General features: G+C 31.1%; 32 protein-coding genes and 1 other RNA gene. 8 read left to right on the top strand and 25 right to left on the bottom strand.

Annotated features, from left to right (window positions below):
- Positions 1 to 15: 15 nt before the first annotated feature.
- From ACVC08_RS07850 to ACVC08_RS07790, 13 genes are all read right to left on the bottom strand, one after another.
- Positions 16 to 474, bottom strand: coding sequence for a tRNA (cytidine(34)-2'-O)-methyltransferase (locus ACVC08_RS07850; protein ID WP_452596941.1), 459 nt, complete (start codon positions 472 to 474; stop codon positions 16 to 18).
- Positions 475 to 606: 132 nt separating this feature from the next.
- Complete coding sequence (locus ACVC08_RS07845; RefSeq protein ID WP_452601628.1) at positions 607 to 1,071, bottom strand: GNAT family N-acetyltransferase; 465 nt, start codon at positions 1,069 to 1,071, stop codon at positions 607 to 609.
- Between the two features lie 5 nt (positions 1,072 to 1,076).
- Positions 1,077 to 1,841, bottom strand: a complete 765-nt coding sequence (gene trpA / locus ACVC08_RS07840) for a tryptophan synthase subunit alpha (protein WP_452601627.1) — start codon at positions 1,839 to 1,841, stop codon at positions 1,077 to 1,079.
- A complete protein-coding gene (locus ACVC08_RS07835) occupies positions 1,834 to 2,928 on the bottom strand; it encodes a family 10 glycosylhydrolase (RefSeq protein ID WP_452601626.1) in 1,095 nt (364 codons plus the stop codon). Before ACVC08_RS07835 ends, trpA begins: the two co-directional genes overlap by 8 nt.
- Positions 2,921 to 4,015 carry a carbohydrate-binding family 9-like protein gene (locus ACVC08_RS07830; RefSeq protein WP_452601625.1) on the bottom strand — a complete coding sequence of 365 codons (1,095 nt, stop codon included), beginning with the start codon at positions 4,013 to 4,015 and terminating at the stop codon, positions 2,921 to 2,923. The genes ACVC08_RS07835 and ACVC08_RS07830 overlap by 8 nt, the downstream gene beginning before the upstream one ends.
- Positions 4,015 to 5,196 carry a tryptophan synthase subunit beta gene (gene trpB, locus ACVC08_RS07825; RefSeq protein ID WP_452601624.1) on the bottom strand — a complete coding sequence of 394 codons (1,182 nt, stop codon included), beginning with the start codon at positions 5,194 to 5,196 and terminating at the stop codon, positions 4,015 to 4,017. The genes ACVC08_RS07830 and trpB overlap by 1 nt, the downstream gene beginning before the upstream one ends.
- Before the next feature lie 52 nt (positions 5,197 to 5,248).
- Positions 5,249 to 5,893, bottom strand: a complete 645-nt coding sequence (locus ACVC08_RS07820) for a phosphoribosylanthranilate isomerase (RefSeq protein WP_452601623.1) — start codon at positions 5,891 to 5,893, stop codon at positions 5,249 to 5,251.
- 63 nt (positions 5,894 to 5,956) lie between these two features.
- Complete coding sequence (trpC, locus tag ACVC08_RS07815; RefSeq protein ID WP_452601622.1) at positions 5,957 to 6,739, bottom strand: indole-3-glycerol phosphate synthase TrpC; 783 nt, start codon at positions 6,737 to 6,739, stop codon at positions 5,957 to 5,959.
- Positions 6,740 to 6,797: 58 nt separating this feature from the next.
- A complete protein-coding gene (gene trpD / locus ACVC08_RS07810; RefSeq protein WP_452596933.1) occupies positions 6,798 to 7,793 on the bottom strand; it encodes an anthranilate phosphoribosyltransferase in 996 nt (331 codons plus the stop codon).
- A gap of 73 nt (positions 7,794 to 7,866) precedes the next feature.
- The gene (locus ACVC08_RS07805) at positions 7,867 to 8,433 is read right to left on the bottom strand and encodes an anthranilate synthase component II (protein ID WP_452596932.1); all 567 of its coding nucleotides are present in this window, start codon (positions 8,431 to 8,433) and stop codon (positions 7,867 to 7,869) included.
- Positions 8,434 to 8,560: 127 nt separating this feature from the next.
- Positions 8,561 to 9,958: an anthranilate synthase component I family protein gene (locus ACVC08_RS07800; RefSeq protein WP_452596931.1), complete on the bottom strand. Its 1,398-nt coding sequence runs from the start codon at positions 9,956 to 9,958 to the stop codon at positions 8,561 to 8,563.
- A gap of 265 nt (positions 9,959 to 10,223) precedes the next feature.
- The gene (locus ACVC08_RS07795; RefSeq protein WP_452601621.1) at positions 10,224 to 10,796 is read right to left on the bottom strand and encodes a YceI family protein; all 573 of its coding nucleotides are present in this window, start codon (positions 10,794 to 10,796) and stop codon (positions 10,224 to 10,226) included.
- Between the two features lie 23 nt (positions 10,797 to 10,819).
- A complete protein-coding gene (locus tag ACVC08_RS07790) occupies positions 10,820 to 11,272 on the bottom strand; it encodes a MarR family winged helix-turn-helix transcriptional regulator (protein WP_452601620.1) in 453 nt (150 codons plus the stop codon).
- 168 nt (positions 11,273 to 11,440) lie between these two features.
- On the opposite strand from ACVC08_RS07790, the gene ACVC08_RS07785 reads away from it, so the two are divergent.
- The 4 genes from ACVC08_RS07785 (at position 11,441) to ACVC08_RS07770 (ending at position 13,572) form a co-directional block, all read left to right on the top strand.
- Complete coding sequence (locus ACVC08_RS07785; RefSeq protein WP_452596928.1) at positions 11,441 to 12,013, top strand: TlpA disulfide reductase family protein; 573 nt, start codon at positions 11,441 to 11,443, stop codon at positions 12,011 to 12,013.
- A gap of 69 nt (positions 12,014 to 12,082) precedes the next feature.
- Complete coding sequence (locus tag ACVC08_RS07780) at positions 12,083 to 12,703, top strand: thioredoxin family protein (RefSeq protein WP_452596927.1); 621 nt, start codon at positions 12,083 to 12,085, stop codon at positions 12,701 to 12,703.
- Positions 12,704 to 12,827: 124 nt separating this feature from the next.
- Complete coding sequence (locus ACVC08_RS07775) at positions 12,828 to 13,139, top strand: rhodanese-like domain-containing protein (protein WP_452596944.1); 312 nt, start codon at positions 12,828 to 12,830, stop codon at positions 13,137 to 13,139.
- Positions 13,140 to 13,158: 19 nt separating this feature from the next.
- On the top strand, positions 13,159 to 13,572 hold the full coding sequence (locus tag ACVC08_RS07770; protein ID WP_452596926.1) for a rhodanese-like domain-containing protein: 414 nt from the start codon (positions 13,159 to 13,161) through the stop codon (positions 13,570 to 13,572).
- Between the two features lie 84 nt (positions 13,573 to 13,656).
- Here ACVC08_RS07770 and ACVC08_RS07765 read toward each other — a convergent pair whose 3' ends face one another.
- On the bottom strand, positions 13,657 to 14,079 hold the full coding sequence (locus tag ACVC08_RS07765) for a hypothetical protein (RefSeq protein WP_452596925.1): 423 nt from the start codon (positions 14,077 to 14,079) through the stop codon (positions 13,657 to 13,659).
- A 132-nt stretch (positions 14,080 to 14,211) separates the two neighbouring features.
- On the opposite strand from ACVC08_RS07765, the gene ACVC08_RS07760 reads away from it, so the two are divergent.
- Complete coding sequence (locus ACVC08_RS07760) at positions 14,212 to 14,469, top strand: hypothetical protein (RefSeq protein ID WP_452596924.1); 258 nt, start codon at positions 14,212 to 14,214, stop codon at positions 14,467 to 14,469.
- 377 nt (positions 14,470 to 14,846) lie between these two features.
- Here ACVC08_RS07760 and ACVC08_RS07755 read toward each other — a convergent pair whose 3' ends face one another.
- From ACVC08_RS07755 to ACVC08_RS07745, 3 genes are all read right to left on the bottom strand, one after another.
- Positions 14,847 to 15,923, bottom strand: a complete 1,077-nt coding sequence (locus ACVC08_RS07755) for an imelysin family protein (protein WP_452601619.1) — start codon at positions 15,921 to 15,923, stop codon at positions 14,847 to 14,849.
- Positions 15,924 to 15,938: 15 nt separating this feature from the next.
- The gene (locus ACVC08_RS07750; RefSeq protein ID WP_452601618.1) at positions 15,939 to 17,339 is read right to left on the bottom strand and encodes a di-heme oxidoreductase family protein; all 1,401 of its coding nucleotides are present in this window, start codon (positions 17,337 to 17,339) and stop codon (positions 15,939 to 15,941) included.
- 84 nt (positions 17,340 to 17,423) lie between these two features.
- Positions 17,424 to 18,653, bottom strand: coding sequence for an imelysin family protein (locus tag ACVC08_RS07745; RefSeq protein ID WP_452601617.1), 1,230 nt, complete (start codon positions 18,651 to 18,653; stop codon positions 17,424 to 17,426).
- Between the two features lie 225 nt (positions 18,654 to 18,878).
- On the opposite strand from ACVC08_RS07745, the gene ACVC08_RS07740 reads away from it, so the two are divergent.
- Both ACVC08_RS07740 and ACVC08_RS07735 read left to right on the top strand, forming a co-directional pair.
- Positions 18,879 to 19,577: a thioesterase II family protein gene (locus ACVC08_RS07740; RefSeq protein ID WP_452601616.1), complete on the top strand. Its 699-nt coding sequence runs from the start codon at positions 18,879 to 18,881 to the stop codon at positions 19,575 to 19,577.
- A gap of 99 nt (positions 19,578 to 19,676) precedes the next feature.
- Positions 19,677 to 20,174 carry an RDD family protein gene (locus ACVC08_RS07735; RefSeq protein WP_452601615.1) on the top strand — a complete coding sequence of 166 codons (498 nt, stop codon included), beginning with the start codon at positions 19,677 to 19,679 and terminating at the stop codon, positions 20,172 to 20,174.
- A gap of 81 nt (positions 20,175 to 20,255) precedes the next feature.
- Here the strand turns inward: ACVC08_RS07735 and ssrA are convergent.
- Positions 20,256 to 20,651: a transfer-messenger RNA gene (ssrA, locus tag ACVC08_RS07730) on the bottom strand.
- A gap of 189 nt (positions 20,652 to 20,840) precedes the next feature.
- On the opposite strand from ssrA, the gene ACVC08_RS07725 reads away from it, so the two are divergent.
- Complete coding sequence (locus ACVC08_RS07725; RefSeq protein WP_452601614.1) at positions 20,841 to 22,046, top strand: NAD(P)-dependent oxidoreductase; 1,206 nt, start codon at positions 20,841 to 20,843, stop codon at positions 22,044 to 22,046.
- A 78-nt stretch (positions 22,047 to 22,124) separates the two neighbouring features.
- Here ACVC08_RS07725 and ACVC08_RS07720 read toward each other — a convergent pair whose 3' ends face one another.
- From ACVC08_RS07720 to ACVC08_RS07690, 7 genes are all read right to left on the bottom strand, one after another.
- Complete coding sequence (locus tag ACVC08_RS07720) at positions 22,125 to 24,014, bottom strand: TlpA family protein disulfide reductase (protein WP_452601613.1); 1,890 nt, start codon at positions 24,012 to 24,014, stop codon at positions 22,125 to 22,127.
- Positions 24,015 to 24,145: 131 nt separating this feature from the next.
- Positions 24,146 to 24,796 (bottom strand): DUF1361 domain-containing protein, encoded by a 651-nt coding sequence (locus tag ACVC08_RS07715; RefSeq protein ID WP_452601612.1) that lies wholly within the window; start codon positions 24,794 to 24,796, stop codon positions 24,146 to 24,148.
- Positions 24,789 to 25,184 carry a ribosomal maturation YjgA family protein gene (locus ACVC08_RS07710; protein ID WP_452601611.1) on the bottom strand — a complete coding sequence of 132 codons (396 nt, stop codon included), beginning with the start codon at positions 25,182 to 25,184 and terminating at the stop codon, positions 24,789 to 24,791. The genes ACVC08_RS07715 and ACVC08_RS07710 overlap by 8 nt, the downstream gene beginning before the upstream one ends.
- Positions 25,171 to 25,812: a SanA/YdcF family protein gene (locus ACVC08_RS07705; protein ID WP_452601610.1), complete on the bottom strand. Its 642-nt coding sequence runs from the start codon at positions 25,810 to 25,812 to the stop codon at positions 25,171 to 25,173. Before ACVC08_RS07705 ends, ACVC08_RS07710 begins: the two co-directional genes overlap by 14 nt.
- Positions 25,813 to 25,833: 21 nt before the next feature.
- A complete protein-coding gene (locus tag ACVC08_RS07700; RefSeq protein ID WP_452601609.1) occupies positions 25,834 to 26,118 on the bottom strand; it encodes a hypothetical protein in 285 nt (94 codons plus the stop codon).
- A 4-nt stretch (positions 26,119 to 26,122) separates the two neighbouring features.
- Positions 26,123 to 26,596 carry a Coq4 family protein gene (locus tag ACVC08_RS07695; RefSeq protein WP_452597153.1) on the bottom strand — a complete coding sequence of 158 codons (474 nt, stop codon included), beginning with the start codon at positions 26,594 to 26,596 and terminating at the stop codon, positions 26,123 to 26,125.
- Entirely contained in the window at positions 26,583 to 26,963 is a 381-nt protein-coding gene (locus ACVC08_RS07690) for a hypothetical protein (RefSeq protein ID WP_452601608.1), read from the bottom strand. The genes ACVC08_RS07695 and ACVC08_RS07690 overlap by 14 nt, the downstream gene beginning before the upstream one ends.
- Positions 26,964 to 26,967: the final 4 nt, after the last annotated feature.

Genomic DNA, 26,967 nt, shown 5'->3' with positions numbered 1-26,967 from the left:
GTTAACTCTTTTTAGTTAAAAATGTTGCATCTGTTTTAATCCTTCATAAACCACAATACTAACAGCATTAGCAATATTTAAACTTCTAATGTGTTCACTGTATAATGGTATTTTATAGAGTTTATCTGTGTTTTGTTCTGTAATAGATTTTGGTAAGCCTACAGATTCCTTTCCAAAGATTAGAAAAATGTTATCCTTGAATGGAATATCCCAATGTTTTTTTGTTCCGTGACTAGATAGGAAAGCCATATCTGCATTTTTGTTTTTATTGAAAAAGGCTTCGGTATTATCATAATAACGAATGTCTAAATGTTTCCAATAATCTAGACCTGCACGTTTTAATCTAGCATCTGTAATTTCAAAACCAAAAGGTTTTACTAAATGTAAAATAGAACCTGAAGCCAATGTTAGTCTTCCTATATTTCCGGTATTATTGGGTATTTCAGGCTCTATTAATACTATGTTTAATGGCATTTTAACTATATTAGTTTTGAAGCTATAAGTCTTTAGCTTCCGTTTCAAAAATAAAGCTTAGTGATTGTAAAAAATCAAAAAGAAATATTAAAATTTTAATTTTAACAAAAGAGAACATTAAAAGATTATTAATTAGGAAATGTTTACACGCATTTCTATCATATGTTTTTTAAAACCAGATTTTTCATAAGCTTTAATGGCTGGAGCATTATCGTTATAAACCTCGAGCCTCACTTCAGAAATAGATTTGGACTTAGCCCAAGATATTAACGTATCTGTTATGTTTTTTATTATTCCCTTACCTCTGTATTCTGGTTTAACATACATAAACCCCAAATAAGCGTAATTATCATGTTTATGATATGCTTTGCCTTTTATAATTTTAGCATAACCAGAAGCAATTACTTCTAGACCATTGTGCGCAACCATGACTTCTACTTCATTAGATAAAATAAAAGCTTTAAGATCGTAATAGCTTATAGGGTCTGGTTTTAAGGTTGGATCAAAAGGGCGTTCTGCAGTTATAATACCTTGCTCAAAGGAATATAATGTTGGCAGGTCTTCTAGTGTTGCTTGTCTATATTGAATACTATTCATAAGTATTAATTTAAAATACTTTTTACAAATTGAGAGCTATTATTAGCACCTGTGCTCGTTAAGTGTTTTATAAAAGCACTTCCTATTATTGCCCCTTTTGCATATTGCGTGGCTTGTGTAAATGTTTCATTATTAGAAATACCGAAGCCAACAATTTGTGGGGTTTTTAAGTTCATGTCTGCAATGCGTTTAAAATAGGCTGTTTGCTCGTCTCCAAATCCAGATTTACTTCCAGTAACACTTGCACTACTTACCATATAGATAAAACCATTAGAGATAGAATCTATAAATTGAATCCGTTCAACAGAGGTTTGTGGTGTTATTAAAAAAACATTAATAAGGCCATATTTTTCAAAAGTAGCTTTATAATGTTCATTATAAACCTCTACAGGTAAGTCAGGTATAATTAAACCGTCTATACCAATGTCTTGGCAGGTTTTGCAAAAAGCTTCTACGCCATATTGTAACATTGGGTTAAAATACCCCATTATTATTAAAGGGATAGATACGGTTTGTCTAATATTCTTTAATTGATCGAAAAGTAATTGTGTTGTCATCCCATTTTTAAGAGCTTTTGTAGAGCTATCTTGTATTGTAGGACCATCAGCTAAAGGATCGCTAAACGGGAGGCCTATTTCTATCATATCTACACCACTTTGTTCTAAATTTTGAATAATAGTAGAGGTATCATTAAGGTTTGGGTACCCTGCTGAAAAATAGATAGATAATAGTTTCTTGTTACTTTGTAATGCTTTGTTTATTCTATTCATTGCTAAACTCTTTAGTCAATTTTATAAATATGTCTTTTTGTGCTTTGCTAAGATTATCTGCTGTAAAAATAGAAATGCCTGTTGCGCCTTTTTCTTTTGCTAAACGAATTGCTTTTTCTAAATCTTTAGGGTCTTGTAATGCTGGAGCGTATAACCCCGTGTTTATTGGGAAATCGACATCTTTTACACCTTGCTCGGTTGCAAAACCTATCCAGTTAACATTTTCTCTATAAAAGTTATTATAAATCATTGGGTATGCAGCATCTAGATTCCAATCGTTCCAAGCTTGTCTAACCATTTGTCTTGACATTTCTGGAAACGGAAAAACAGCAGCCGTGACGTTTTGATTTTTTTCGTGGGCTATATCTACTATTTCATTTACTAGAGTAGTAATAGCGTTTAGACGATATTGCCTCCATTCTGTACTTAATTCTGGGTGTTCAAAGCCTTGTGGGTCTTTATTAAAAATAGCTTTAAATCCTTCTCTAGCAATAGGGTGATAGCCATAATCGTACTCAGGCATTTCGGTAGTTTGTACAAGATTGTATTTGGGTTGTAAGTCTGCACCGAGTATAACATCTACATAGCGCACATAGTCTAAATGAATAGAGGCTAACCCTTTTACTTTTGTTAATTGTCTAACATTATTTTTTATGTGCTCTCTAGCTTCAGGATGAAAAGGACTTAACCATTGGTAATAGTCTACATAGGCTCTATATTCTAAAGAGTTTTTTCCAGCTCTATTTACTGCATACCATTCTGGGTGTTTATTCGCTATTGTATCATTAGGGCGATTTAAGGTCCACATCCAAGCATGGATTTTTATGTTCTTTTTAGTCGCCAATGGTACTAATTGAGCTAAAAATTCTGGACTACCACCAACTAATGCTTCGGTAATTCCTAAAGAGTCATAAAGAGCTAGTTTTGTTTCCCATTTGTCTTTGTTAAATACACCTCCAGCGTGCGTCCATGTTGCGAATGTAAAGGACGCTTTTGGAGACTCAATAATTGTTTCTTTAGTTTTGTTATGTTGTTCTGCACAAGAAAATAATACTATAGCTAGTATATATATAAATACCTTATTCATAATATTTTAATGCTCCTTCGTTATTAATGATGTAAGTTTTATTTACAGTTTTTATTTTATATTCAAACCCTATATTAGTTTTATAAAAGCTAACAGGAATTGTTTTGTTTTTTGCATAAGTTACATGTAACGGTTGTGTAAATCCATAATCATGCTCTAAAAGGTGTTTTAAGTCTCCATATCTAGTTTTTCTAAATAAAGCAAACAGGGTTTGTTTAATGTCTAGGTCTTTATCTTCTATAAATATAATGTCTTTAGAAGATGGAGCTTCTGTAAATTGAAGATATCCCCATTTTTCTGGTTCGTGCATGTTAATTACTTTTTGATTACTCCATACCCAATTGTACTCTCTTAAATACGTATTATTTTCTTTTTTACGGCTGTAAACTCCATTTGTAATATCGTGATCCCATTGTACGCGAGAGAAATTAATACGCCATTGTTCTCCTTCTGTAGGTTTTCTTTTTGGGTTGTTTTTTAACCTAATAAAAGGTTTCAGTGGAATGGCCATTTCAACAGCCCAAAGGGAGTCTATATCTTTAGGGTTATTTACTGTACCATGTATTTTTACGTCAGTTTTTAATTGGTTTAGATTCCATTCAAAATTTGCATTTCCACCTATACGATAAGGCTTATCTAAAAACAAATCCCATACGGTATTTAAGGCATTAATTTCAATTTCTCCGTATCCAGTTCCGTTTCCAGAGGGGTCTATAAAAACTTCAAAATCGTTATTATAATAAATAATAGCATCACGTTGTGTAATGTCTCCCCAAATATGAGGCTCTTCTAATTCTGAATAGACATAGAGGTAATTATCGTCCCAAAGCATTTTTACTTTAGTATTGTATTTTGGTGTTTTAATGCCTTCAATATCTATAAATTTATCGGTGTATAATGCAGTTTTCCATGCCGCTTCGTTAGCGTTTCCATCTATAGTTATATTGGCTTGTGTTTTTGAAACAATATAGTGTTTTGGAGACACAATATCTTTTGATACGTCTACAGATAAAATAGGCTTCGTTTCTTTTTTCTTAGTGCAAGAAAAACAAACAAATAGAATTAATAGAGCGATTAGCTGTTTCATTATAATTTAAAATAATCGATATAATTTTGTAAATCTTTATCACCACGCCCAGATAAATTAATAACTACAATATCTTCTGGTTTAAAGTTTTTTTGATGGAAAACAGCTAGTGCATGTGATGTTTCTATGGCAGGGATAATACCTTCCAATTTACTTAACTCTAAACCTGCAGCCATGGCTTCATCATCTGTAATAGAAATAAATTCTGCACGACCAGTTTTGTACAAATGGGCATGCATTGGGCCAACTCCAGGATAATCTAATCCCGCAGATATTGAATAGGGTTCTGTGATTTGGCCATCATGGGTTTGCATTAATAGTGTTTTACTACCATGAATTATTCCCTCTTTTCCTAGTACCGAAGTCGCTGCACTCTCGCCAGAATGTATGCCTTTTCCTGCTGCTTCTATTGCAATTAAATTGACATTGGTATTTTCTAAATAGTGATAAAAAGCTCCTGCCGCATTACTTCCGCCACCAACACATGCTATAACATAGTCTGGTGTGTTACGACCTTCTTTGTCTTGTAATTGCCATTGTATTTCTTCTGAAATTACTGCTTGAAAGCGAGCAACCATATCTGGATAGGGGTGAGGGCCAACCACGCTACCAATAATATAATGGGTATCTACAGGGTTATTAATCCAATCTCTAATAGCTTCGTTTGTAGCATCTTTTAGGGTGCGACTTCCAGATAATGCAGGGATGACTTTAGCTCCTAACATTTTCATTCTAGCCACATTTGGCGCTTGCCTAGCAATGTCTATTTCGCCCATATAAACAATGCACTCCATACCCATTAATGCGCAAACAGTTGCTGTTGCTACACCGTGTTGTCCTGCGCCTGTTTCTGCAATAATTCGTTTTTTACCTAAACGTTGCGCCATTAAAATTTGCCCAATGGTGTTGTTTACTTTATGCGCTCCTGTATGGTTTAAATCTTCTCTTTTTAAGTAGATTTTAGTATTGTATTTTTCACTTAAACGTTTTGCAAAATAGAGTGGAGAAGGTCTACCAACGTAATCTTTTAATAATTGATTGAATTCTTCTTTAAAAGAAGGTTCTGCCATTATTTTTAGATAGTTTTTACGTAATTCTTCTACATTGGGGTATAACATTTCGGGAATGTATGCACCTCCAAACTCTCCGTAATAGCCTTTGTTGTTAATATTATATGTCATAATCTTAATTCCTAAATAGTAAGATTTTTTTTAATTAAGTTTTAAAGTTCTTCTAATTTTGTTGAACTATGTACCCGTGTTTTACTAATTGATATTTAAAATCTTTTAGTTTTTTTAGGTCTTTAAATCCTGATGCGGTTTCAAATTTGCTGTTTAAATCTAAAGTGCAACATAAATCGGACTCTGGTCTTTTCAAGAATAATAATAAAGTATCGAGTTCATCTGGTCCTATGCCTCCACTTAAAAAATAGGATTTATTAGATTTATATTTTTTTAATACATTCCAGTTAAAAGTATAACCATTTCCTCCTGGTTCTTTACCTTTTGTATCGAATAAATAATATTTACATACGTCTTCGTACGGCTCTAAAACTTTAAAATCGAATTGATTTTTAATAGAAAATACTTTTATAACAATTAAGCCTTTGTCTTGCAATTGCGCACACAGCTCTGGTGTTTCATTACCATGTAATTGTACGCCTTGTAAATTATATTGCTCTACTTTGCTTAATATAAAATCGAGTTTTGAGTTAACAAAAACCCCAATTTTTTCAATGCTATCAGGTAAGTCGGGCATCTCACCGTTAAAATTACGGGGAGATCGTTCGTAAAAAATGAATCCTAAGTAATCAGGTTGTAATTCTGCAACATCTAAAATGTTGTTTTCAAGCTTCATTCCGCAGACTTTTAGTTTCATAGAAAATTTATTTTTAATATTATTTATGTGATGCTGAAACTAGTTCAGGCATGACGACTATTTTTACTGTAATTGTTTTATAAATTGCTTAGCGCTTTCTCCGGCATTATCTGTTTTCATAAAGTTTTCACCTATTAAAAAACCTTGATATCCATAGGGTTTTAATGTGTTTATAGCATCTACGCTACTAATACCACTTTCGGAAACTTTTACAAAATCGTCAGGGATTAATTTACTTAATGTTTTGCTAGTTTCTAAGCTAACTTTAAAAGTTTTTAAATTTCTGTTGTTTACGCCTAACATATCTAGGCTTGGCATTATGGACTTATGTAATTCTTCTTCGTTATGTACTTCTAGTAAAACCTCTAAATCTAGCTGTTTTGCTAGTTCTGAAAACTGTTTTATTTCGGCTTTAGTTAAAATGGCTGCTATTAATAAAATAACATCTGCACCATAAGCTTTGGCTTCTAATATTTGATACTCGTCTATAATAAATTCTTTTCTTAAAAGGGGTAAATTGCAACTGGCTCTTGCGGTTAATAAATCGTCTAAAGCACCTCCAAAATATTTTGTATCGGTTAAAACAGACATGCCACTTACGCCTGCATTTTCGTAGCCCTTTGCTACATCGAACACATTAAAATTTTGATTTATTATGGCTTTAGATGGTGAACGGCGTTTATGCTCTGCAATAATTCCTGTGTTACTAGACCTTAATCGTTTTGCTAACGATATTGTTGTTCTGTTAAACAATACGGAAGCTTCTAATTGTTTTACAGGAATAAGCTCCTTACGAAAGTCTACCTCTTTACGTTTATCTATTACTATACGTTTTAATATGTCCATTTTTTGAAGTTTGCAGTTTTTAGTTAGTAGCCTACAGTGGATAATACTAAGGGCTAATTTATTTCCTGCTTAATTGTATTAATGTATTTAAACTTTTTTTTGCATTTCCGCTTATTAAAGACTCTTTTGCTAATTTAAAACCTTCTTTATGCGAGATTTGTTTTGCTGTTGCTATTGCTAAGCCTGCATTTGCGAAAACCACATTGTTTTGTGCTTCTGTTCCTTCTCCGTTAATAATATCGATAAATATTTTTGCTGAAGATTCTACTGTATCTCCTCCAAAAATATCACGTTGTTCTATTTGATCAACTTTTAAATCTTTTGGGCTTAACATGGTTTCTTTAGCATTAGAGATTATTTTAGTATTTCCTGTTAATGAAATTTCATCATAACCATCTAGCGCATGTACTATACTATAGTTTTTATCTGTGTTTTGGTATAGGTAGCTATATAATCGTTGCAATTCTAAATTAAAAACACCTACCATTTGGTTTTTAGGAAACGATGGGTTTACCATAGGCCCTAGCATATTAAAAAATGTTTTTACGCCTAAAGCTTTTCTAATTGGTGCAACATTTTTCATAGCTGGATGGAATAAAGGAGCGTGTAAAACGCAAATACCAGCTTTGTCTATAGATTTCTGTAAGAAGCTTTTGTTGTTGGTAAACTTAATACCTAAGTGTTCCATTACGTTAGAGGAGCCACAGGTAGATGAAACACCATAATTACCATGTTTAGTTACTTTTACACCTGCGCCTGCCGTTACAAAAGAGGATAGTGTTGAAATATTAAAAGTGTCTTTACCATCTCCTCCGGTTCCGCATAAATCTATAGCGTTAAACTCGGAAAGGTCTACAGGAATGCATAATTCTAATAGGGCATCTCTAAAGCCCTGTAATTCTTCTAACGTAATGCTACGCATCATAAATACAGTAAGAAACGAAGCTATTTGACTTTGGTTATAATCTCCTTTTGATATGTTTACTAAAATGTTTTTAGCTTCTTCACTAGAAATATTTTCTTGGTTTATAAGCCTGTTTAATATGTTTTTCATTAAAAACTAGTTTTTGTTTCCTTAACAGGAAAAATATTTTTCAAAATATTAAGTTTCTTAAAAGTTATATTAACTATGAGTTTACCCAATTTTCTAATATTTGTTTACCATTTGGGGTTAATACAGATTCTGGATGATATTGCACGCCACGCACATCATAAATTTTATGACGTAGGGACATTATTTGTCCATTACTATCAAAAGAGGTTGCTTCTAACTGTTCGGGTAAATTAGTATTTACTACCCAAGAGTGATAGCGCCCCACCTCGATAGTTTTGTCTAGATTTTTAAATAATATTTCGTCATCTACTGTAATATTTACTTTAGTTGCTACGCCATGAAATACCGTGTCTAAATTTACTAATGTACCTCCAAAAACTTCACCAATAGCTTGTTGCCCTAAACAAACTCCTAAAATACTTTTTGTTGGTGCATAGTGTTTTATAATAGTTTTTAGTAACCCTGCTTCATCTGGAATTCCTGGGCCTGGTGATAATACTATTTTCTCGAAAGCGTCTACTTCGTCAAGCGTTAGTTTATCGTTACGTTTTACAGTGACTTCGCAGTTTAAATCTTCTAAGTAATGTACCAGATTGTATGTAAAACTGTCGTAATTATCTATTACTAATATTTTTTTCATAATATCTTGCTTTTGCGTTAAGGATTACTCGTTCACTTTTATTTTTTGGAACTCATCATTGTTTCACAGTTGAGGCATGGTTGGAGCTCCTTGAAAAGAGCGACTGCCGAAAGCCTGACCCTTAATTTTATATCTCTTTTGCTAGTTCTATAGCTTTGGTTAATGCTCCTAATTTATTGTATACTTCTTGTAGTTCATGTTCGGGATTAGATTTTGATACCAATCCAGCACCAGCTTGCCAATGTAGCTCATGGTTTTTACTTAAAAAGGTTCTTATCATTATGGCGTGATTGTAATTACCATTAAAATCCATAAATCCTATAGCTCCGCCATAAAATGCTCTACTCGTTTTTTCGTACTGCTCTATAAGTTGCATGGCTTTATGTTTTGGTGCGCCGCTTAATGTTCCTGCTGGAAAAGTGTCGGCAACAACTTGCATAGTCTCTGTATTATCATGTATTTTTCCTGTAACTTTACTAACAAGATGTATAACGTGAGAGAAAAACTGTGCTTCTCTATAGGTTTCTACTTGTACTTGGCTTCCATGTCTACTTAAATCGTTTCGTGCTAAATCTACGAGCATAACATGTTCTGCATTTTCTTTATCGTCTTGTGCTAGTTTTTTTGCAAGTTCTGCATCTTGTTCGTCGTTTCCTGTTCGTTTAAACGTACCAGCTATTGGGTGTATTTCGGCAATACCATTTGAAACTACTAATTGCGCTTCTGGTGAGCTACCAAAGATTTTAAAATCGCCATAATCGAAATAGAAAAGGTAAGGTGATGGGTTTATACTACGTAGGGCACGATAGACATTAAATTCATCGCCTTTAAATTCTTGAGAGAATTTTTTAGATAATACTAATTGGAACACATCTCCTCTGGCACAGTGTTTTTTTGCTAGTTCTACATGCGATTTGTATTCGTCATCTGTAAGATTAGATGTTATGTTAGAGTTTGTAGAAAACTCATAAGAGGCAAAGTTTTTAGATTTTATAAGGTGTAAAACATCGTCTATATTACTTGCATTATCGTTAAAACAGTGTGCAAAAACATAGGCTTCATTTTTAAAATGATTGATGGCTATTATGTTCTGGTATACGGCATAATAAATATCTGGGATTTCTATAGAATTTGGTTTTTTAGAAATTTCAACATCTTCAAAATACTTTACTGCATCATAAGCTGTGTAACCAAAAATACCATTATTAATAAATTTAAATTTCTTTTCGGAGGTTACTTTAAAGCGCTGTGTGAATTTATGAATTCTATTGGCTACGTTTTTTGTTCTATTGGTTAATGTACTACCATCTGGAAAGGTTTCGTAAATAGACTTTTCTGTTACTTTTATAGAGGCTATAGGGTTAAAACAGATATAAGAGAAACTATTATCGTTAGCATGATAATCGCTACTTTCCAGTAGAATACTGTTTGGGAATTTATCTCTTATTTTTAAATAAATACTAACAGGCGTTATTGTATCTGCAAGTATTTTTTTGTAGTGTGTATATAGGCTAAATGTTTTCATTTTGCAAAAGCGTAATTTTTTTAAATTAAAAAAGGCTTGTCGTGAATGACAAGCCTTTTTTGTATGTTAATGTTAAATATACTTATAGGTTTAGATTCACGAATGTTGTTTTCGAGAATTCCACCACCAAGTTGTATTTAATTTTGTGTTCATAATTATAAATAAAGTTCAAATATATAAATGAAATTTTAGTTTACAAAACCATTTAATAAAAAACCTCTTAAATTAATTTAAGAGGTTTTTCTGCTATTAATGAAATCCTTAATTAAAAAGATAATTTAATGTCTAAGTCGAACTCGTCTGATATTACTTTGTCTTTTAAGTTATCGTAAAAGCTAGAAGAACCGTACTTAACTTTGTATTTAGCTCTATTTACTTTTAGTTTAGCTGTAGCTGTATGCTCTGTTACATTCATATTAAACGTAATTGGGTGTGTAATGCCTTTAATTGTCATGTCTCCAGTTACAGTATAATTACCTTCTTTTCCTTTTAAGGATACTGCTGTAGTTTTAAATGTGGCTGTAGGGAACTCATTAACATTGAAAAAGTCTCCAGATTTTAAATGTCCATCTAAATTTGCTTTTTGTTCTCCTTCTAGATCTGTTGTGTTAATAGAAGTCATATCTATAGTAAAATTAGCTGCTACTAATTTTTTTGCATCTAGAGTTAAGGTGCCTTCTTTTAAGTTAATTGTTCCTTCATGCTTTCCTGTTAATTTATGACCAGTCCATGTTATTGTACTGTTTTTTACTTTTACCTCTTTATTGACTAGGCCAGTAGTAAATGATACTAATGTTAAAGCTAATGCTATTACTAAAGTGTTTTTAATTGTTTTCATTTTTTATTAATTGTTATTTAATTTTAAAGTCTAATTTTATCTAATAAGTTGTTTAGTGTTTCTAGTTCGTTGTTAGTTAGGTTTTTAGTAAGGTTGTTTTCTTTTATATCTAATTTATCATCAATCTGCTTCATTATATTTAGCCCCTTGTTGGTAATTAAAATTTCTATTTTTCGTCTGTTACTAGGGCAAGTATTTCTGGTTACTAACTCTTTTACTATTAATTTGTCTACTAATCGAGTTGTATTGCTCATTTTATTAATCATACGCTCCTGAAGTGTACTCATGTTTGCAGGTGTTCCTTTTTGCCCACGTAAAATTCTAAGAACATTATATTGTTCCATAGATAAACCATAACTTTTAAAGAAGCGACTAAAATCCTCTTTAATAGAATTACTGGTATAAAAAATATTAATAACGGTCTTTTGTGGGAGCGGTATTGGCTTTGTACTTTTTATAGCGTGTTCTATTTTCATTTGTTGTTACAATATTTGTATATACAAATGTATGTTTATTTTTATACTGAAACTATAATTTTGTGTTAAATTTTAATTTTGCTTGAAAGGAGTGTAATAACTTTATAAAAATAAAGATAGTATGGCCTTTAAATTAATAGGAACTAATACTAAATACAATTATATTTTATGAAACAACTAGTTTTAATGTTATTACTAACAGTGATAGTTTCCTGTAAAAATGAAGAAAAAGATATAAAAATTGTTGAAGCCGAAACCAAGGAATTATTGGCTAATGAGGTAATCTCTGAAGAACTTGTAGCAGAAGATGTGTCTAACTCGATAGAATTTCCTATATATAATTTTAAAGAATTAGAACCTTTACTAAATAAGGAAGATGATAAAATATATGTTATAAACTTTTGGGCAACTTGGTGTGCTCCTTGTGTTAAAGAACTTCCTTATTTTGAAAAGTTAAATACAGAATACAAGTCTAAAAATGTAGAGGTTATTTTAGTTAGTTTAGATTTTCCTAAACAGTACGAAAAAAAGTTAAAACCTTTTATACTAAAACACAAATTGGCATCTAAAGTTGTAGCACTAAATGATACAGACTCTAACACGTGGATACCTAAAGTTAATAAAGATTGGTCTGGTGCTATACCTGCTACTATAATATATAATAAAGAGAAGCGCCAATTTTATGAACAGTCTTTTAATTATAAAGAATTACAAACAGAAGTAAGTACGTTTTTAAACTAACCTTTTTTATATGCTATAGCGGTTAGGTTTAATACAAATAAATTATTAATAAAAATAAAACAGTTAGTCATGAAAAAAATAGTACAATTATTATGTGTTGCCGTTGTAATATTAGGTGTTAGCGCTTTTACAAATGGAAATAAAGAAGATAATACGGGTTATAAAGTAGGCGACATTGCTACAGATTTTAAATTAGAAAATATAGATGGTAATATGGTATCTTTATCAGATTTTAAGGACGCTAAAGGGTTTATTGTAACCTTTACTTGTAATACATGTCCTTATGCAGTTGCTTACGAAGATAGAACTGAAGCTTTAAACAAAAAATACGCAAAACTAGGTTATCCTGTAATTGCTATTATGCCTAACAATACAGAGGTTAAACCTGGTGATAGTATGGAAAACATGAAAGCTAGAGCAAAAGAAAAAGGGTTTACATTTCCATATTTAATGGATAAGGGACAAAAAGTATATCCGCAATATGGAGCAACTAAAACGCCACACGTTTATGTTTTAGAAAAAACTAAAAAAGGTAATGTTGTAAAATACATTGGAGCTATAGATGATAATTATAGTGATGCAAGTTTAGTAAAAGAAAAATATGTAGAAAATGCAGTAGATGCATTATTAAAAGGGAAAGCTGTTAAAGTAAAAGAAACACGAGCTATAGGGTGCTCTATTAAAGTGTAGTTTCTTTAAATATTAAATAAAATTTTAAAAAAAGAACCCGAAGTGTGTAACACTTCGGGTTTTTTATCGTCTATTTCTTAAAGAAAAGTTAATTTTGATTAACTTTGTACATAAAAACTTAAAAATGGCAGATTTATCTCAGGACGCTTGGGCAGAGCAACTTAAAAACGACGACAACGCTTTTATATTGGATGTTAGAACGGAAGAAGAGGTTGCAGATGGACATATTCCTAATGCTAAAAATTTGAATATATTTAAAGGTCAGGCTTTTATATATGAGTTAGAAGAACTAGACAAATCAAAAAACTATTATGTGTATTGTAAGTCTGGTGGAAGAAGCGGACAAGCCTGTGTTATAATGAATCAAATGGGGTTTGAAAACACTTATAACCTTGCGGGGGGATTTTCGCAATGGAATGGGGAGAAAACCCAGTAATTAAATAACATCATCAATCATGAAACAATTATCAATTACATTTAGTCTTTTGTTAGTACTGTTTTTATCTAGTTGTTCAGATCAAGCAGCTGGAGAAATAACAGTAGTTTCTACAGAAGAAATGGAAACACTATTAAAACTGGACGACGTTCAGTTAATAGATGTTAGAACAGAGAGAGAGCACAAAAATGGGCATTTGGCTTTGTCACAAAATATAGATTTTAACTCTCCTACGTTTGAAGAGGATATTAAAAAGTTAGATAAATTAAAACCGGTAATATTATATTGCCAAGGTGGCGGAAGAAGTGCTAAATGTGCAAAAAAACTTAAAGATGCTGGTTTTGTTAAAATTTACGATTTAGAAGGTGGTTTTTCTAAATGGCAACACCATAATTTAGATCTTAAATTAAAAAAGAAAGCTAAGACCTCTTAAATAAAACAAAACCTTTAAAATAGTACTATAAAAAAGCCTTGTAATTAATCACTACAAGGCTTTTTATGTTAAATAAGTTTAGTTTTATTTATCTACTTTCTTTTTTATGTCGTTTATACTCTTCTTAATATCTGAAATGGCTTCGCTTAAGTCTGTTAGCTTTTTATCTTGAGCTTCTATAAAACTATGCATTTTTTCTTCAGCTAATTTTTCTATAATTTCTTCAATTGGCCCCGTTTCTTTAGTGATATAATGAGATCTACCTTCACTAACTTTGTTAACTTCTACACCTTTGTTGTACCGATCTCCTTTTCCTGTCATAATCCAATTAAGATTATATTCTGGATATATTTCAATTATTTTAAGAATTAAATCTACTCCGGGCGTACTTTTATTTCTTCTTATTACATTAAAATAACCACTAGTTTTACCTATGCTTAATTCAAAAGAACGCTGACTTTTAGTGACTTCTTTCTGTATTTCGAGTATTCTATCTACTATTTCCATTTACAAGGTTTACGTATAGTTATTCTATTTTGTGTGTATAATATTTTACATTACAAAATATTATTTGTATTTTAGTAAAACGGTACACCTCAAATGTACCAAATATTTACCTAGAAATCAATAATACATTTTATGATAACCACAGAAGAGACGAGAACGTTAAAGGTTCATCTTAAAACGAACTATATAAAAGATGTTTTAAAAGAGTTAGAGAGTAAAAATATAACCAGTAAAAGTGGAGAGCCATTTAGCGATACTTACATAAGTGCTGTTTTAAATGGTAGAAAGGAAAACCTTGATATAGAGGACGCCATTTTTATGGTATATCAAAAAAGAGTTTATGAATTTAATAAGCGTGAAAAGGCTAAAAGTAGATTATTATCTAAATAACAATACTATAACTATCTAGTTATTGGTATGCTGAAAACAATTAATGATAGGTTGATAAATTGTTTTTTAAGTTTGAGGCCGCCTAGATACCCAAAAGTTTAGGTAGCCTCTTTTTAACTTATTTATGCTAAACCCTTTAAAAAAATATTTTATGTTGGTTTGGTAATGCTTTTACATCCTTGTATTAGTATGTTTGGTATAACAATTATATTAACGAATATTGTGGCAAAATTTAATTTTTTGAGCACAAGTTATAGTTTCTCGAAATTGATAGTGTAGAAGGCATAGTAGTTACAGTAATATTGCTATTTCGGTATGTAATAATTAACCTCTGTAATTACTTGGGGTAATCCCTCCATGTCATTTAAAGAATTTTTTTAATCACCATCGTTATCTGTAGTAGTAATAATTATAGATAATATACTACGTACGTCTACACTAAATAAAATTTCTAGAGCTTCTATTTCATTATACAGAGCTTCTACTTCTGTAGGGTGAGTACTTATTGCATTGTATAAAGGTACAGGTATGGCATTTATAGCAGTTTTAATATCGTTTAATTTATTTTGTACGTTATTATTTAAAATAGAATTATTAGTAATAGAAAACACATAATCGTCTATGCCAAGACCATTAGGGTTAAAATAAGTGTTTTCTACACTATTAATATTTTCCATTAAAATATTTAAAGATAACTTACTAAAGTAGGCTTGTAATAACTCTGGGTTTGTGTTTGTAGAATTTTCTAAACCAGCAGGTTTTCCTACTTTTTTAATTTTAGCGGTATCTATAAGGTTATATAAACCATTATATAGTTTATTAAAAGAGCCTTGAATACCTTCAGCATTATTATTTATAAATGTATTAGCATAATTTTCTGGAGTTGTCCATATACCATTAAGTCTTTCGGCTTGTGCCTTAAATTCCAGAGCTGTATATTTTAAATAATTTTTTCTTTTTTGGGAAGTAAAAAACTGAGTGTTAACGGTTGTTACATCATTATTAAATAATAAATATTCTAAAGCAGAAAGTGTTTTTATTTGTGGACTTAAACTAGAGACTAATTCTTCTGTAATTTCAGTATTGTTAATCATTACATTTTCTAAAGCATTAGGTAATGTTGGCCAGTTGTATAAGGCTTGATGCATAAATTGATCTCTAACAGAGCCTATATTAAAAGCGTAAATATTTGCGTAAGCAAGAGCGGTTTGTTGCCATTGGTTTTGTAAAGATGCTAGGTTGGCTTCGTTTGTAGAAGTTAAGTAATTTTCAACTTTTAGATTAAGTGTATTGGCTTGGTTTTTAAACTCTAAAACTGCTGGTAATATTTGCTGATTTGTAAGCTCATTTAAAAGTGCTTTAACTTGAAAAGTAGAGGGTTCTGTAGTATTGTCTGTTTTAGAATCGCAAGTAAATAATAACAAGGCGATTAGTATTAAATTAATTTTTTTCATTTTCATTTTCATTTTTTAGAGAGAGTTTACAAAAGCAATAACCTGTTGGCGTTTATTTAAAGGAAGGTTTTTAAAGGCTTGTTTACTATTTTCTGCTTCACCACCATGCCATAATATGGCTTCTTCTATATTTCTTGCTCTTCCATCGTGAAGTAAGTTTGTATGTCCGTTTACAGTAGCAATTAGTCCTATACCCCAAAGTGGTTGTGTACGCCATTCGTTTCCGTTAGCGAGAAAGTCTGTTCTATTATCGGCCAGTGCATCACCCATATTGTGCAATAAGAAATCGGAATATGGTTTTATTGTAATGTCGTTAAGAAGCGAATTGTTTGTTGTTTCTGTTTTTTGATTTATTGCATGGCAGCCAATACAGTTAAGATCGTTAAATAATACTTTTCCTTTTAATACTTCTTCGTCTTTAAAATTACGGCGATTGGGTACGGCTAAATGTTCTTGATAAAATACAATTTTATCTAATTGAGTATCTGTTACCTCTGGAGTTCCACCATTAGGAGCGTCTATGCAGTCTTGTTGAGGAGAAGGACAATTATTATCTGGAAAAAGACTTGTTGTTAACCCCATGTCTCCATGAAAAGCTCCTGCTACTTGTTGTTTTAGTGTTGGTGCATTAGCTTTCCACCCATATTTTCCTAATTGAGTTGTATTTGTTTCTTGGTTGTAAACATAATTGGCACGCCCAGAAATTCCATCATTATTACTATCATTAACGTCTTCATATTTAATAATTTCAATATCTGGTAAAGCGCTTATTAAACCTAAGCCTATTGTTTGTTGTGCTACTCTAGGTGACGTTTTAACTCCAGATAGAGAACCAAAAGCTTCTTGCTCAAAACTATAAATAGGGTTTTGTAATTGGTATGTTGTTCCATCTGGATAACTCTCTGTAATAGTTTCGTATACAACTTTAACTTTTGCTTCAAAAGGAATGCCGTTATTTGCTCTATTTTGAATTTGTGCGCCATAACCAGGAACTGGTATTGCATTGCCATTACTATCTTGCCCAGGTAAACTTACCCGCATTAAAAAACCGCTAGAGCCCACATTATTTACTAGTGGCTTGCCTCTACCATCTTTAAAATGGCATGTAGCACAAGCTCGGGCGTTAAATGTTGGACCTAAACCATCTCTTGCTGTTGTAGAAGCAGGAGAGGAGACCCATGTTTGGTTAAATAAAGAATTACCTGTAGCAAATTGTGCTTGTTCTTGAAAAGTTAATCCATCAATTTCAAAGCCAAATGCATTTTGGCTTGTTGAGAAAACTCCTAAAGGTCCAGTTAATAATTCTTCTCCTTCTTCATATAATGAAGTAGTGTTTACAGGCTCATAATCGTCTTTACTACAATTAAAAAGAATTATGCTTATTAAACTAAATAAGAGGATAATGTTATGTTTCATTTTTTATTTCAATGTGAAAATCCCGATATAAAAAATAGCGGGATTTTCTAAAAAAAATTAAGAAAAATATGTAATATTTAAGTACTATAAATTAATTCCTATTGCTGTTGCCGAAGCACTAATTTCATCTGCTAAATCTTGTAATGCTTTTACACTTTGCATAACAACACCAAAAGTAGCATCTGTTGAGCTTTCTTGAGTTATTAAATAATCGAAAGGTTGCGCATTATTTGCTATAGCATTAACTTTATTCATAGCATTATTTGCAGCAGTTTTTAATGTTTCTGCTTGTGTAGGATTAGCTTGTTTTACTAAATCGTAAAAAGAGGCTCCAGAGATGGTATTGTATTCTCCAAAAATAACATTGTAAACTCCTTTGGCATTTGCATAAATGTCTCTATGTGTATTGTCGCTAAAGCAAGAATGCTCATCTTCTTGTCCCAATCCATTAATTCCATCTGTAGAATCTACAGGAGCAATAATACGCTCAGAACTTAACTCATCTCCAGCTATAAAAAAGGCTCCATTTATTAATTGGCGTAATGCAACATTTTCGTCTAAGTTATTAAATACAGTTCTGTATGCTCCATTAGTATTCCATGTGTTTACTAATGCTTGTAAATCGTTTATTAGTAATGTTGTTGCTACTTGTAAGTATTGTGTACGTCTATCTGCATTAGTTGCCGTTGTATAATCGGTATATGCTCTTAAACCCGCTTTATCTTCGTTAGGTAAAGTATTGTCTTGTCCCCAAAGTAAAAATTCTATTGCATGCCAACCAGTACTAATGGATTTATCGTTTTGTTCTTCATTTAAACTTGCAATAGTAGCAGCATCTATAGTTACACTTGTGTCTGCTATTATACTAGAGTAACTACCTGCATAAGGCTCTGTCCCAGAAGCAACATAATCTATATAACTTTCATCAATTGGCCATGCATTCATTTGCCCTTCACTACCAAGTGCCCAAGATGGGCCTCCTGCTGTAGCTTCTGTATCTACAGGACCATTGCATTCTCTATAAGCCTCAGTTTGTCCATAAGCTTCTCTTGCAGCTAACCATGCTTCTTTTGCAACAGTAAAGTTTGCGTCATTTGGCGTTGCAATAAATGTATTAATAGCTGCTTGTAAGGATACAGCACCATTATAACTATCTAGGTAAGATTGATAAACAATGTTTGCGTAATTTTGTATTACTGCAGATTTTGTAACAGTGTTTGTTGTTGTTGGTGTGCTATCATCGTCTGATGAACACGAAATAAATACTAAAGCTAATAGAGCAAAAGCACTTAAAAATTTAATTGTAGATTTCATTATATTTTATTTAGACTAATTATAAATAGATGGCAAATGTATTTTTTAGATTTGTAAAAAACAAGTTTATTTTTATTTATTCTAAATAAGAATAATGTATTTTTTATTTAAGCGTTGTTAATCAGTATTTTATTTGTTTTTTTTAAAATGAATAGTGTATACCTTTTTAAATGTATTTGCAGGTATTATCTTTGAAGTAATTAATCGATATAAAATAACCCTCTTATGAATGCCTATTTTTTGCCCTTTGCAGGCGGTAGCGAAATTTCTTATACACCATTAACCAAATTACTATCTCTTAAACAAATTGCATGTTACCAATGTAGTTTGCCAGGGCGAGGGAAACGAATTAGAGAGCCTTTACTGGAAAGTGTTGAAGATATGGCAGAAGATATTTTTAAACAGCTACAAGATCGGTTTTTTAAGGGTGATTATGTGCTTTTTGGACATAGTATGGGAGCGCTATTAACGGTACATTTATTATCTTTAATAGAAAAATACAAGGCACCAATGCCTAAACATGTTTTTTTATCGGGTAGAGGAGGAGAAATAAAAATGCCTGAGCCTCCACTTAAAAGTGAAATGGATTCTAAAACATTTAGAGCTGCTTTAAAAGCCTTTGGTGGTTTACCAGATGAAATTTTAAAAGAAGAGGCAATAATGTCTTTTTTTGAGCCAATAATTAAAGCCGATTTTAAAGCTATTGAGCATTATTTGCCTATAGATGTTAGGTTACAAGGTTTACCAGTTACTGTTTATTATGGTACGGAAGACGATTTTAATTTACAGCAAATAGAATGTTGGCAACGTATTACCGATAAAAAAATTACAACTAGAGCTTTTAATGGAGGACATTTTTTTGTTTTAAATAAGCATGAAGCTATTGTTGAGGATGTTTTATTTGAAGTTATACAATTGACTTGATAAATAATACAGTTCATCCTTAAAAATAGACTGTTCGGTAACTCTCTTTTTTTAATTAATAATTAGCCATAGATATTTGGTAAGTAATTAAAAAGAGATATGATAAAAAAACGGATCATTGCCTATATTGTTGATTATCTGGTTATAATGTGCTATGCAATAATTTTGTTTTTAGTAACTTATACAATTCACGCTGTTAATAATAGCCCTTTAGAGCCTCAAGATCCAATTACGGGTAATATAATTAGCTTTTTAACATTAACGCTTCCAGTATTCTTGTATTTTTATTTTTACGAAATTGGTAGTGAAAGGGGGACATTAGGCAAGCAGTTACAAAGTATATATGTAGAGAATAATACTCGAAAAAACATATTTGTTAGAGTCTTTTTTAAAATAATACCATGGGAAATTGCTCATTTTGGAATTCACTGGTCTGTTCATTATTCTACAAATAATATAGAAATTCCTATGTGGAATTTAATTGTAAGTGTTTTTCCAAACATTATTGTAATAGCTTATTTTATAAGTATTGTGGTTACAAAAGGAAAGTCTAGTCTCTATGATAAAATAGCCTGTACTTCTGTAATGTTAAAATAAACAATAGCATATTAATTATTAATTTATAAATACAAAAAGAAATAAAAAAACGCCCTAAAGAAAATTCTATAGAGCGTTTTTTTGTGGAGTCGCCGAGAATCGAACTCGGGTCCAAACAAGTAATCAAAGGGCTTTCTACACGTTTAGTTTTCGATTAGGTTTTCGATAATAAGCTGGCCAAAAACAGCCTACTTATTACTTATCTTTTTTAGTTTCGATGGTGTACCAAAGCATTACACTATCTATATTGACATTTACGATGCCTCAAAATGGAACGCCGTCAATCAAGGCTTTCCGGAGACATAAAGCTTGTACACCTTGTGTACCGAGGCTTAATCCTACTATAATTCAGATTAGGCAGCTAAAGCGTAGTTATTCTCGCCGTTTAAAAAGTTGACTTAGCGTTTTACGAGTTCAAAATCATTACTCGACGTGCTTACCGTTTCATTAATCTCGCTGTCAAAACCAGTCGACCCCGTTTTTAATGCAAATGATTTGCTTTTGTAGTATGCAAAGTTACCAAAAAGTTTGTATAAGCTTGCAATTCCTACTATTTTCGTGCAAAAATTATTCCATACCATTGCTTTGTCAGTCGTTGTCAGTAATTTAGAACAAGAAATAACATAAGATTTCCGTTGTAACGGAATGAAAAATAAACCATTTTTTATGAAATTTGCACTAATAAAAGAACGTAAGAACCCACCAGATCGCCGAGTTGTATTTTCTCCACAAGCTCTAGAAAAACTAAAAACTGATTTTCCTGAAGCAGAATTAGTTATAGAATCTTCAGATATTCGTGTGTTTAAGGATTCGGAATATTCTAATTTAGGGTTTACAGTTTCTAACGATGTCACAGATGCAGATGTAATGCTAGGTGTTAAGGAAGTGCCTATTTCAGCTTTAATACCTAATAAGTCGTACTTTTTCTTTAGTCATACTATAAAAAAGCAGCCTTATAATAGAGATTTATTGCGTGCTATTTTAGATAAGAATATTACAATGTACGATCATGAAACTATTGTAAATGAAAAGAACAATCGTTTAATTGGTTTTGGATATTATGCAGGAGTTGTTGGAGCATATAATGGTTTTAGGGCTTATGGGCTTAAATATGGTAGTTTTAACTTACCTAAAGCAGAGACATTAAAAGATAGAGATGCTTTAAATGCAGAGTTAGACAAGATAGAGGTCCCTAAAATGAAGATTGTTTTAACTGGAAGTGGAAAAGTAGGAACGGGTGCTAAAGAAATTCTAGATCATTTAAAGATTAAAGAGGTTTCTGTTGATGATTATTTAAATAAGACTTTTGACGAGGCTGTTTATGTGCAAATAGATGTATTAGATTATAATATTCGTAAAGATGGACAAGATTTAGGAAAGTACGATTTTTATAATAATTCTGAAGACTACAATTCTAATTTTATGCGTTTTGCAAAGGTTAGCGATGTCTTTATAGCTGGTCATTTCTTTGGTGATGGGGCGCCTTATTTATTTACTAGAGAAGATGCTAAATCACCAGATTTTAATATAAAATTAGTTGCAGATATTAGTTGTGATATAGATGGGCCAGTGGCTAGTACTATTAAACCATCTACAATAGCAGACCCTATATATGGGTACGACCCACAAACAGAACAAGAAACAGATTATAAAAACGATAATGCTATTGTTGTTATGGCTGTAGATAATTTACCATGCGAGTTACCTAATAATGCAAGTCGTGGTTTTGGATTTATGTTTTTAAAGTATGTTATTCCTGCTTTTTTTAATGGCGATAAGGATGGTATTTTAGATAGAGCAAAAATGACAGAAAATGGAAAGTTAACAGAGCGTTTTGCGCATTTACAAGATTACGTAGACGGTAAAGAATAAGTTTAATAAAGGTGATAAAATAAAAAACGTTTATAGTAACATACTATAAACGTTTTTTGTTTTGGAATAATGTGTTTCTTATGGGTTTAATAGTCCTACCATTAAATCTATTTCTCTCATCATTTTATCATTTTGTCCACTAAAACCAACAACTTTAAAGTTCATTTTTCCATCTGGACCAATAATTACTTTGGTTGGAATACCATCTACTTTATAACTAGACGCTATATCAAACTCATCTGTGTCTTTATTTTTAGTATCGAAAATGACATTAAAATCGTATTTGTTTTTAGCAATAAAGTCTGCTACTTTTTGCTCTCTGTCTTTTCCATCTTCCATAGTGTCTACAAATAATAGTACAACATTTTCATTGTCTTTATATTTTTCAACAACTTTTTGCATACCTGGAAAAGAGGCTTTACAAGGGCCACACCATGTTGCCCAGAAATCTAAAATTACTGTTTTTCCTTTTAAAGATGCTAGCGTTACTTCTTCACCTTCAAGGTTTTTAAGAGCAAAGCCAGGAGCGTCTTCATTTAACATTGTTTTTTTAAGATTAGCCAATTCTTTTTCATGGGCTTTCTTTTCTATTTCTGCAATAACAGCATCGAAGTCTCCATCTTTATTGGTTTCTGTATATGCTGTTTTGTAATAGTCTACCATTTTTTCAGAGCCTTTTCCATCGTTTAAAAAGGCATTAGCTTCGTCTGCAGCTAATTTATATTGCTTATCTGCAACTAAAAATTGAATGTAACGTTCGTTTATATCTGCATTATTTCCTTCTCCTACAGCTACTTTTTGGTACTTAATAGCGTCTTTTAATTTATCTTGTTTAAATAAAATTAGGGCATAAGTATCTGCATACATATTATAAGAACTTTCTATGTTCTTTTTGTACTGGTTAGGTGTTAAATATTGAGGTTTATCATCTAAAGAATTCTCTGATTTTTTTAATAAATCTAAAGAAGATTTAGAAATTTTTGCTGCAAAATCTAAGTCTTTACCATCTTCGGCTAAAGGCCAAGCTATACTGTTATATAAACCAGCTTTATCTTGTGGTTTAGTCATCATAGCAGCATATTTTTCAAAGGCCTCCATGTTTTTAGCTTTATAACTTGCAGAGGCTAAGTTACTAGTAAAGTACCCTAAATTAGGGTTTTTACTATCCATGGTTTTAATGTCTGTGAATATTTTTTCTTTTTCAGCAAAATCTTTAGCTTCAAAAAAAGAGTTCATTAAAGCGCTTGCTTTCATTTTTCCATTAGGAAACTTTTCTAAAGCAACAGTTCTAACAGAATCGGCTAGCTTTCTCTTTTTAATCATTCCGTAAAGGTTTGATAGTAAAGAGTAATCTTCTTCTGTTAACGATGCTTTTCCTTTTAATTCTTCTATTTGCGATAATGCAACGGCTTTTCCTTTTGCTTTATCATTTCTAAATAATGTACGTAAATAGTTATTTCCCCATGCCTCTTTTAATTCTGGATTAGCTTTAATATCTGCCTCCATAGCTGCAATTAATGCAGCTTTATCTCCTTCTAGTCCATACTGGCCTCCATAAGTGGTTGGATAATATGCTACACTTGTGTTACTTCCTTTTACAGGATTACCTTCTGCATCATGTACTTTTAATATGTAGCCTTTTTTATTATTGTCATCAAATTTACCATCTATGTTAAAGTTAAATGCAATGGCCGAAATAGAATCGGGAATTGTTATTGTTGCTTCTTTATTAGTAAAATTAATGTCATACGGGTAAGCTTTTAATTGATTGATTTGATGGTAAAAGCTTTCCATCTTTTCTGCATCTCCATTATATTTAATGGTAAAGGGTTCGTTTTGTGTAACCTTATCTGTAGAAATTTCGAAATCTCCAAGAGTAAGGGGCGTTGTCACAGGTGCTTTGTTTTCTTCTTTACAAGAAAAAAACGCTAAAACTGTAACCAATGCGCAAAGTGTTAGTTTTTTCATTGAATGAGAGTTTATATGTTTATTAGCTTTAAAATTAGTGAATACTTTTTAAATAGGCTAACTATTTGATAGTTAGGATTAGTATAATCCTGCTTTTTGAACGTTTAATGTGTTAAAAAATTATATAACTCCTACTTTTTATCTTTAAATATAAGAAAACCAATACTTAAAGCTAAACCAAAGCACAACGTAAATAACCACGCATTATAATGTTGGAAAGGGTGTGCTATAATGTTTATAACATCATTAAATAGATGTTTGGGGTTGCTTAATATTTCCCAAGAGTTATAGCGAAGAAAGCGACCTAAGTACATGCCAAAGCTAGTTAAAAAGAATACTGCAAAAATTATAACATAACTTATGGTGGAATTAAAGTGTTGTTTTAATAGGGTTTTAAAATCTGAAAGCGATAGGTAAAATAATAAGAGTCCATTTATTGCGAAAAAAGAAATCATTAAAACGTCTAGCCATAACATTGTAGAGCCGCTAGTTTTTAAATGTAATAAATCGGTAATAATATACGGTGCATTGGGTAAAAATAACAACCAAATAATAAAGTACACCGAGAGCTTTAACAAGTTTATTTTTTTTAAACTTACTAAATAGGTTGTAATGGTATAAGGCACAATAGCCAAAAACAAATTCCACATTAAAAAACGATAATACATGGTTTGTGTAATTTTCATTCTAATATATAATAGCGCAATACAGAAGCTTAATGATAAAAATAAAAGCGATAGTATTTTAAATCGTTTTTGAAATAGTGTTATTATATTATGCATGTTTACTTAGTTTTTTATCTATTAAAAAAGAGCAAATAACTCCTAAGGTATAGGCTATTAAATCTTGGATGCTAAAATGGCTACCTAGTATTAAATTTGCTAATAGATTATCTCTTAGGTTTAAATAATCTAAGAGGTTTGCAAGTTGTAAAAACTCAATACTAAAAGCAATTATTAAAACTGCTAATGCTATATATAGAGATTTAGTTTTTAGAATACTTTTTATTAAAGTATAGAGTAAAATAACAACTAAAAAGTCTCCAAAAGTATGCCTTATAAAACCACTTTTTAAGAAAGTAGCTATAAGTATTTCTATAATTAATAGAATGAGAAATAGTATAGAATAAATGATATTAAAGCGAAACACCATAAGCTTAAATGATTTCAATTTTTTTGCCTAAAAATTTAGGGTCTACATTAAAAATAATATCTGTTACTGCTTTTGTTTTTGCAATGTATTCTCGTAATCGAGTCTTTAATCCATAACGTCCAGTAACGTCTTTTGCATTAAACCCAATAGCTTTAATGCCATGGTGTTTTGCCAAATAAATAGCTCGTTGATTATGAAATTCTTGTGAGATTACAATAAAAGCATTTAAACCAAAAACTTCTTTAGCTCTAACAACAGAATCTAAGGTTCTAAAACCAGCATAATCTAAATAAATCTTAGACTCTGGAACACCATGTTTAATAAGATCTTCTTTAAAAGTTGAAGGCTCATCATAGTTTTTTCTACCGTTATCTCCACTAACTAAAATATAATCTATTTTATTAGCTTTATATAAAGCAACTGCCGCTTCAACTCTATACTTATAGTATAAGTTTAATCTACCATTAGAGAGTGTTTTTACAGCTCCTAAAACTAAGCCAACTTTATGCTTTTGTACTTGAGAGACTGTATTAAAGGTCTTATATTCTGCACTATGTTTTACAATGTTATTAGAAAGAATAATAAAACCAAACCCTAATATTGCTATAAAAAATAATCGTTTTAAGTATTTTATAATACGTTTCATGTAATGTAGTGTTTTAAGTGTTTATAAGGAGTCTATAACCATTTGAAAGTAGACAAAAGCTATAGGGATATTTAATGTGAGTACACCAATAGATTTTAATGTTTCTAGTTTTTCTTTATCTATAAATAAAGCAACGATGAGTATAATTAAAAGAATACTATTTATAACTATTGCTAGTAATACATACATATAACCTAACCAAATAATAAAGTTGGAAGTGTTAAATATAAAATGTAGTATTAATAACAACGTACCTATTGTAAAAAATAGAAGCGCAATTTTTATAGTTGCTTTTAATCTGTTCATAATTTTAATAATTAAGGTTTATAAATATGGCGCCTCTTATATCGCTAATAGAAACATGAAGCATATTTTTAAAGTTTAGATTATAAAACGTATTAGCATTTTTACCAATACGATATGATTTTAGATAGTATTTAATATAATCTGGAAGTAAAATTGTACCTAAAATAATGGCTCCGTATAAATAGGGGCTATGTTTTCCATTGCCAAGACTTAAATATTGTAATGCTATTTCATCTTCTACCTTAGTACCATAACCAGTAAGAACATGGTAAGCATCATGGCGTTCTACTTTTGGAATTAGTTCAAAGTTGTTTTTTTCTAAAAATAAACCTAAATGTTTTCCAAAAGATGTGTCTGGATAGGTTAGCAATTCTGCTTTATAAATTCCCCATGGTTTATGGTTTTTAAAAACATAGGTATATAGTGTTTTTGATACCTCAAATAGCCATATAATAAGTTGTTTTCTATATTTTTTCATGAGCGTTTAGTTTAGAGTACCATACCCAAGTTTGTAATAGTGTGAAAAAAGCAGATGCAAAAAAGGCTATAGCAAATAACTCATAGTTAAATAGATTTATAGCAAATAAACAGATGCTAAAAATTAATATCGCGTAGTAAGGAAAGTATGTTTTAAAAACCTGTTTTTTGCCCAGAGTATCTTCAAAAAACCAAAAAAATGGAAACACGGTAAATACTATTGTAAGTAAACAACAAATAAATATGGGGATTAGGGACAATAGTATAGATATAATTATTGAAACGGTAGGATATTCTGGTAATAGAATGATCCAAAATATACTAGTGGCTAAACCTGTAGCTTTTATTAATGTGTTTCCAATATTCATAATA

This window comes from Pontimicrobium sp. MEBiC06410, from assembly GCF_053601615.1.
The sequence above is the reverse complement of the archived record's forward strand: the minus strand, read 5'-3'. Positions and strand labels throughout refer to the sequence as shown.